The 6,337-nt window shown below is 59.4% G+C and carries 9 protein-coding genes and 2 pseudogenes; 2 read left to right on the forward strand and 9 right to left on the reverse strand.

Going from position 1 to position 6,337, the window contains the following annotated elements; genetic code table 11:
* Window positions 1-233: pseudogene (locus ABXH26_RS20325) on the forward strand (hypothetical protein); the annotation flags it as partial.
* Window positions 234-416: 183 nt separating this feature from the next.
* Here the strand turns inward: ABXH26_RS20325 and ABXH26_RS20330 are convergent.
* Both ABXH26_RS20330 and ABXH26_RS20335 read right to left on the reverse strand, forming a co-directional pair.
* On the reverse strand, window positions 417-710 hold the full coding sequence (locus ABXH26_RS20330) for a type II toxin-antitoxin system RelE/ParE family toxin (protein ID WP_353568941.1): 294 nt from the start codon (window positions 708-710) through the stop codon (window positions 417-419).
* Window positions 707-931 carry an addiction module protein gene (locus ABXH26_RS20335; protein ID WP_353568942.1) on the reverse strand — a complete coding sequence of 75 codons (225 nt, stop codon included), beginning with the start codon at window positions 929-931 and terminating at the stop codon, window positions 707-709. Before ABXH26_RS20335 ends, ABXH26_RS20330 begins: the two co-directional genes overlap by 4 nt.
* Window positions 932-1,075: 144 nt before the next feature.
* Between ABXH26_RS20335 and ABXH26_RS20340 the strand changes: the two are divergent.
* Window positions 1,076-1,180: pseudogene (locus ABXH26_RS20340) on the forward strand (transposase); the annotation flags it as partial.
* 371 nt (window positions 1,181-1,551) lie between these two features.
* Here ABXH26_RS20340 and ABXH26_RS20345 read toward each other — a convergent pair.
* From ABXH26_RS20345 to ABXH26_RS20375, 7 genes are all read right to left on the reverse strand, one after another.
* Window positions 1,552-1,947 carry a hypothetical protein gene (locus ABXH26_RS20345; protein WP_353568949.1) on the reverse strand — a complete coding sequence of 132 codons (396 nt, stop codon included), beginning with the start codon at window positions 1,945-1,947 and terminating at the stop codon, window positions 1,552-1,554.
* Between the two features lie 741 nt (window positions 1,948-2,688).
* A complete protein-coding gene (locus ABXH26_RS20350; RefSeq protein WP_353568943.1) occupies window positions 2,689-3,165 on the reverse strand; it encodes an SMI1/KNR4 family protein in 477 nt (158 codons plus the stop codon).
* 192 nt (window positions 3,166-3,357) lie between these two features.
* The gene (locus ABXH26_RS20355) at window positions 3,358-3,600 is read right to left on the reverse strand and encodes a hypothetical protein (RefSeq protein ID WP_353568944.1); all 243 of its coding nucleotides are present in this window, start codon (window positions 3,598-3,600) and stop codon (window positions 3,358-3,360) included.
* A gap of 314 nt (window positions 3,601-3,914) precedes the next feature.
* The gene (locus tag ABXH26_RS20360; RefSeq protein ID WP_353568945.1) at window positions 3,915-4,424 is read right to left on the reverse strand and encodes a hypothetical protein; all 510 of its coding nucleotides are present in this window, start codon (window positions 4,422-4,424) and stop codon (window positions 3,915-3,917) included.
* Window positions 4,425-5,061: 637 nt separating this feature from the next.
* Window positions 5,062-5,508, reverse strand: coding sequence for a DUF4279 domain-containing protein (locus ABXH26_RS20365; protein ID WP_353568946.1), 447 nt, complete (start codon window positions 5,506-5,508; stop codon window positions 5,062-5,064).
* 151 nt (window positions 5,509-5,659) lie between these two features.
* Window positions 5,660-5,959, reverse strand: a complete 300-nt coding sequence (locus ABXH26_RS20370) for a hypothetical protein (RefSeq protein WP_353568947.1) — start codon at window positions 5,957-5,959, stop codon at window positions 5,660-5,662.
* 135 nt (window positions 5,960-6,094) lie between these two features.
* Window positions 6,095-6,277, reverse strand: a complete 183-nt coding sequence (locus tag ABXH26_RS20375) for a hypothetical protein (RefSeq protein ID WP_353568948.1) — start codon at window positions 6,275-6,277, stop codon at window positions 6,095-6,097.
* Window positions 6,278-6,337: the final 60 nt, after the last annotated feature.

Below are 6,337 nucleotides of genomic sequence, written 5' to 3' on the forward strand. Positions count from 1 at the left end.
CACTTGCCACAACTGCACCGAGTTGCCGACAGTTTCAACAAGTCGGCGCTGGACAACCCGCTACCCGATCCGAGTCGAATTCGGAAGGTGGCGCCAAAGGCCTCACGCGCATCAATGACCGCGGCCGGATGAAGGTCGGCGTGATCTGGAAGCTGTGGTGCATCATGCACAACATCGGCAAGATCGTCCTCCACCGGCCCGGCAATGGCACGGGAGGAGCAGTCAGCGGGTGAAGAGAACCCCATTCCGCGCCCGTCAGGCCCCGCCAGACCCTACGATGGGCGTCGTACTTAGCCGATCCGCTTCATTTCCGCCGATCCAGCCCCAAATCCTGCGACCCCCCCTCCTTCATCCACCGGATTCAGAAGCCCTGTTTTTCAGAGGGCTTCGGGGGTTTTCCGACGGTCTCGTTGGGCTTATTTTCGTTGTAGCCCGTAAGCTGGATGTCTTCGCTCGTGCTTTACTACTGTGATGCGAATACCCTGTTCCTCAAGAATTCGGAAGAGGACAACATAGGGAAATCTTCGCATCAATGCGCGACGGAGATCTCCACGAACGATCATCCAACGCTCAGGCATGGCAGCGATCTTGATGACCTGCCGCTCAAATTCATCCACGAAGTTCTCTCCGAGGTTTGGTGATCGATCATTGTAGTAGTCTCGAACCTCTTCCAGCTCCTTCGCGACTGCCGGATGGTATTCGATCCTCATTCTCGAAGCCGCTGCATGAGTTCGGCATGAGAAATCGGAGAAACCACGCCGCTCTCAATCTCTCGGTCCCTGGCCTCCGCCAATTCGATCGCCTCATCGTCTGAGAAATCCAGTGCGAGTTCGAATGGATCCTCAACACTCTCCCACAGTGACGCCGCTAGCAGCGCCCTTTCGCGCGCGGGGAGTTTTAACGCTTCAGGGGCAATCTGGTCGATGCTCATGAAGGGTATTCTACCTCAGTAGGCAGTCCCGGAAAGTCGGATTTTTGCCCAACGTCGAGGCCATCGGACGGGCTTTAGCCCGTTCGATGAGCCGTCTTGTTGAGACTGTCGGAAAACCCCTCGATTTCCAGTCGGTTTTCTTCACCTCCGGCGCTCATGCTCAAGGCGATCCTCTTCGCCTACTCCCAGGGCATCCTCTCCTCACGGCGCATCGAGCGCGCCTGCAAGCACAACATCCGCTTCATGGCCCACCGATTCGAACCACCGTGCGGCCATGACCCTCATCCTCCCCAGCTTCACCCAAGCACCGCCGCAAGCCGTGCCGTGGGAACGTGCGGCTGCGAACGACGGCTTTCACCGCAAAAGCGCCCATGCTTCGCCGCGTTTCCGGAAACCCCGCTCCACCGGCGACTCGCACTTCTCCCGGCGCGGGCAAATCCCGGAGCGATTCGCCCCGTGGCCCCCGCGGAGGTCGTCAAACGGCCATCCGCCGCCGCCCGATCACGGCAAGTCGTTGTCCCACAGACGCGGATTGAAACCGCAAGAGCGATAGCCCCACCGCCCATCCAACCCGCCTGGGCCCGTTCAACAACCGATAGCTTCGGGGCTACCGCCCGAAGCTATCTTTGGGGTTCGGCTTTCCGTTTTCTGAGTTTGGCTAGCGCTCTCTCCATAGCCGATGCATCAAGCTTCGCTTCTGCAAAATCCTTGATGGTCGCCTCAAGATGCTCGACGGCCTTGGAATACTCGACGTAGCGGAAATCCTGTAGCTTCGCCTGGTCAACTGGATACCGCCTCGCAGTCTCGTCCCGCGTCTGGCCCCAATAAACGACCACCTTGATTGGGTATTCGTGATCGTCCTCGTCTCCGTGTGAATCCCACTGCCACCATTCCATCCCGATCAGTTCGTATGCGGCCGACTGGGGGCCGAAAGCGGAGTATGGCAGGACCTCCTCACCTGCACGAACATGGGAGACCGAGAGCACGAGGATCAACGCTGACAGGATGCTCTTCATTTTGTGCCGATTGAGGTAGGGACGCCGGTCATCCGGCGCCCCCCTCGCAGATCCCGGCGTGCGGAATGACCGCACCGGGTTTCTCGGATGGACGCGCTTCGATTCCGCGACGCCGTTGGTTTCTGTTTCTGCTTCATCGTTTACTCATGCGCTCCCGGCTTGTCGAGTCTCTCGCCAGCTCCAGGGCAACGAGGTTTCCACGATCTTCGGCCGCGGCATCTTCCACCGCTCCCCCGCCTCGGCAAACTTTGCCTACGTGAAGCTGCGCCGCTGGCTACGGCGGTTCCACCATTTGAAGGCCAGCCGCCGGACGTGATATAGCAGTTGCCACAGACGCACCGAGTTTCCGACAGTTTCAATAAGTCGGCGCTGGACAACCCGCTACCCGATCCGAGTCGAATTCGGAAGGTGGCGCCAAAGGCCTCACGCGCATCAATGACCGCGGCCGACAGAAGGTCGCCGTGATCTGGAAGCTGTGGGCGATCATGCACAACATCGGCAAGATCGTCCTCTACCGGCCCTCCTTCGGCACCGGCGGGGCCGTCGCCGGGTGAAAAGAGGTCCTATCCGTGCTCGTCAGGCCCCGCCAAACACGACGATGGCCGCCGTAATTGGCCAATCCGTCCCGTCCCGCCGCTTCCGCTCCAATTCCCGCGAGAACCCCTCAATCATCAGCCGGATTCAGAATCCTTCTCTCTCAGGGGCCTTCGGGGTTTTCCGACGGTCTCGTCCTCCCATTTCTTATTCGGGAAAGAATGTGAGAACCGAGGAGCTGAACGGTCGCAGAAAATCATGCCAGTCTTGGCTCTTCTCGAATTCGTAGCTCTCATGCTCAAAATGGAAAATCGCTGCATCCGGGTCTCCGGCATCGGATAAAATGTAACCACTTGCATCACCGTTGCCCCAGTCAATGAATGGCACGAATTGCCTGGCTATATTAGGGTGAGTGCCCTCGAACCAAGCTCTCACTTCGATGGCGTGCTGAGGAATCTTCGCCAACGGCAGAAAGAACCAGTCGGTCTGCCCTCCGCGGATGGTTCCGAAGCCGTCGTGCTCGCAATAGAACTGCTTGAACTCTTCCGGCATCGTGAACCCAATCACCTTCTCAAGCTCGGCGATAGCATTCCCGCTCAAAGGTTCCCCGAGAACGAGTGAATCCGGATCGTCAGCATGGTCGAGTCGATGGAATGCGGTGATACCCTTGAGCCACTTGGACATGGTGGATTCTCGTAAGTTCTTGTGAGCGCGCCAACTGCTGTCCCATTTTCGGGAGATTGAGGTAGGGACGCCGGTCATCCGGCGCCCCCCCTCGCAGATCCCGGCGTGCGGAACTACCGCACCGGGCTCCTCGGATGGACGCGCTTCGATTCCGCCACGCCGTTGGTTTCTGTTTCTGACTTCATCGTTTACTCATGCTCTCCCGGCTTGTCGAGCCTCCCGCCAGCTCCAGGGTAACGGGGTTTCCACAATCTTCGGCCGCGGCATCTTCCACCGCTCCCATGCCTCGGCAAACTCCGCCCAGGTGAAGCTGCGCCGCTGGCTGCGGCGGTTCCACCATTTGAAGGCCAAGCGCCGGACGTGATGCAGCAGTTGCCACAACCGCAGCGAATTCCCGATCACTCCGAAGTAGCGGCTGCGAACGACGGCTTTCACCCTAAAAGCGCCCATGCTTCGCCGCGTTTCCGGAAACCCCGCTCCACCGGCGACTCGCACCTCTCCCGGCGCGGGCGAATTCCGGAGCGATTCGCCCCGCGGCCCCCCGCGGAGGTCGTCAAACGGCCATCCGCCGCCGCCCGATCACAGCAAATCGTCGACCCACAGACGCGGATTGAAACCGCAAGAGCGATAGCCACACCGCCCGTCCAACCCGCCTGGCCCCGTTCAACAACCGATAGCTTCGGGGCTACCGCGCGAAGCTATCTTTGGGGGTTCGGGCTTTTTTGATTCCGGGTTGAAATGCGTGCCGCCTAGCGCGAAAGAATCCTAAGCATGCGCCCATTCAGCAAGGCGTGCTCGTGCCAGGGCTTCTTGACAACCTTGTCGCCAACCTTCGCAGCTTCATAGAACGCTACATCGACCCCCTCCAAATTCGCATCGATTGCCCCGGAAACCATTAGGGTGGGATACTGGTGATTGTCGGAGAGGTAGCGATTGACAATTACTCCTTCGCATACCCACTCCAATTTTCCTCTACGGACCTTGCGTTCTGAATCAAGGACGCCATCAGCCAACAAGAGAACGGAACAGATAACCCACAAGATAGTCCGAAACCCCCTTTGCTCGCAGCCAGTCTTGTTGGTCGCGATAGCCCCAAGAATGATCATGGGGAGAAGCATGATCATCGGCAAGATGGCGACGATCCTATCGGCAACAGCGAGATCCGAATCCAGCGGAACAAAGATCATCCAAATCAATACTCCGATAAGAAGCAACATGGTCATGCCCCCGAAGATCGCAAATACTTTGTCTCTCTTCATCCACTTCAAGAATTGGACATTCTCGACACTCGATGCCAATGAGAGAGCGGATTCTCCTCAATCTGATTGTTCTTCATCGATTATTTTGCCGAGACCCTATGGCTGCGACTTGAAGCAGTCGGGCGCCTCCGGGGTGGGTTGAAGGTTGGAAAGGAGGTGTCGTGTCTGGTTCAATCCGTGGGCTATCGCCCCGACACGAGGTCGCGGCGACCTATCCAACAGCAATCGATTAGAGCGAATGAAAACGAACTCAGACACGACCCTCACACTCTACCTCGGACTCGACGTCCATAAAGAACAAACGGTCATCGCGATCCTGGACGACGACCGCGACGCGGAGCCGCGCCACTATGCGGCTGCGAGCTACGGCTTTCACCGTAAAAACGCCCATGCTTCTCCGCGTTTCCGGAAACCCCGCTCCACCGGCGACTCGCACCTCTCCCGGCGCGGGCGAATCCCGGAGCGATTCGCCCCGCGGCCCCCGCGGAGGTCGTCAAACGGCCATCCGCCGCCGCCCGATCACGGCAAGTCGTTGACCCACAGACGCGGATTGAAACCGCAAGAGCGATAGCCACACCGCCCATCCAACCCGCCTGGGCCCGTTCAACAACCGATAGCTTCGGGCTACCGCCCGAAGCTATCTTTGGGGTTCGCTTGGTTCTTCTTCGTCGCCACCCGGCGGGTCGTATATATCCAAATCGAGCTCGATGCCGCGTGATCCCAGAGCAAATAGGGCGGCAGGTGAGAGCGAAATCCCCTCGTTCCCGCACTCCATGAAAAGCCCGCAAAACAGGTCCATCTTGTAACGGCTGGCAAATGACTCCCATACAGCGAGATCATCCGTCAGCTGACCGCAGATCAAGCGGATCTGATCATCGAGATCCCCCGGCTCACAGTCTGAAGCCTCCAATCTCCACATGCCGAATCTCGCTATCCTCACATTGCCGGTCTTCTTGCCAACAATCTTGTCACCCTTCGTCTGGGCTTGCGTCGGAGATGCGCCCAGCAGTCGGGTGATCTCATCGGGAATGAGGTCGTCTCCGATGATGCGAAGAGTGGCGGCGGATCGGGAGATGCAAGCCATGTGATTCTTGGAGCGATTGAGGTAGGGACGCCGGTCATCCGGCGCCCCCCTCGCAGATCCCGGCGTGCGGAACTACCGCACTGGGCTCCTCGGATGGACGCGCTTCGATTCCGCGACGCCGTTGGTTTCGGTTTCTGACTTCATCGTTTACTCATGCTCTCCCGGCTTGTCGAGCCTCCCGCCAGCTCCAGGGTAACGGGGTTTCCACAATCTTCGGCCGCGGCATCTTCCACCGCTCCCAGGCCTCGGCAAACTCCGCCCAGGCGAAGCTGCGCCGCTGGCTGCGGCGGTTCCACCATTTGAAGGCCAAGCGCCGGACGTGATGCGGCAGTTGCCACAGACGCACCGAGTTGCCGAGCATCTGCCGGTCGAGCAGGCGGGCAAGGGACCGGAAGCGATGCTTCGGGTCTTTCGCCGCCTTGGTTTCCAGGGCGGACAGGGTGCGTGACACGCTTGATGGGAGGGTCGTCCGTCCTCTCGCGTGGGTGCTCTGTCCGCGTGGTCCATCCGCCCGCTCCTTTGCCATGGGATCGGCTTTCCCGTCTCGGACTACTATGGGCGGATCTGATTGACTGCGGATTGGGTTTTAGACAGGCAGTCCATGTCCGCTTCGCTCCCATTCCCGGCGGCCCTGCATGTCGTCTCCGGTGAGTTGATCGAGATGGAGCCGCTGGAGATAAATCGTCTCCTGCGGCATGGCCACCGGGCCTCCCGAGTTCAAGGTGCCGCCCTCCTCAGGGCGGTCATTGGTTCGCTTCTCTTCCGACATGCCACGGTCTTGCTGGACCCCGACGGAACCTTGGGACACTCGCCTGTGACGCATCCTTCG

Source organism: Haloferula sargassicola, from assembly GCF_040362925.1.
Taxonomy (GTDB): domain Bacteria; phylum Verrucomicrobiota; class Verrucomicrobiia; order Verrucomicrobiales; family Akkermansiaceae; genus Haloferula; species Haloferula sargassicola.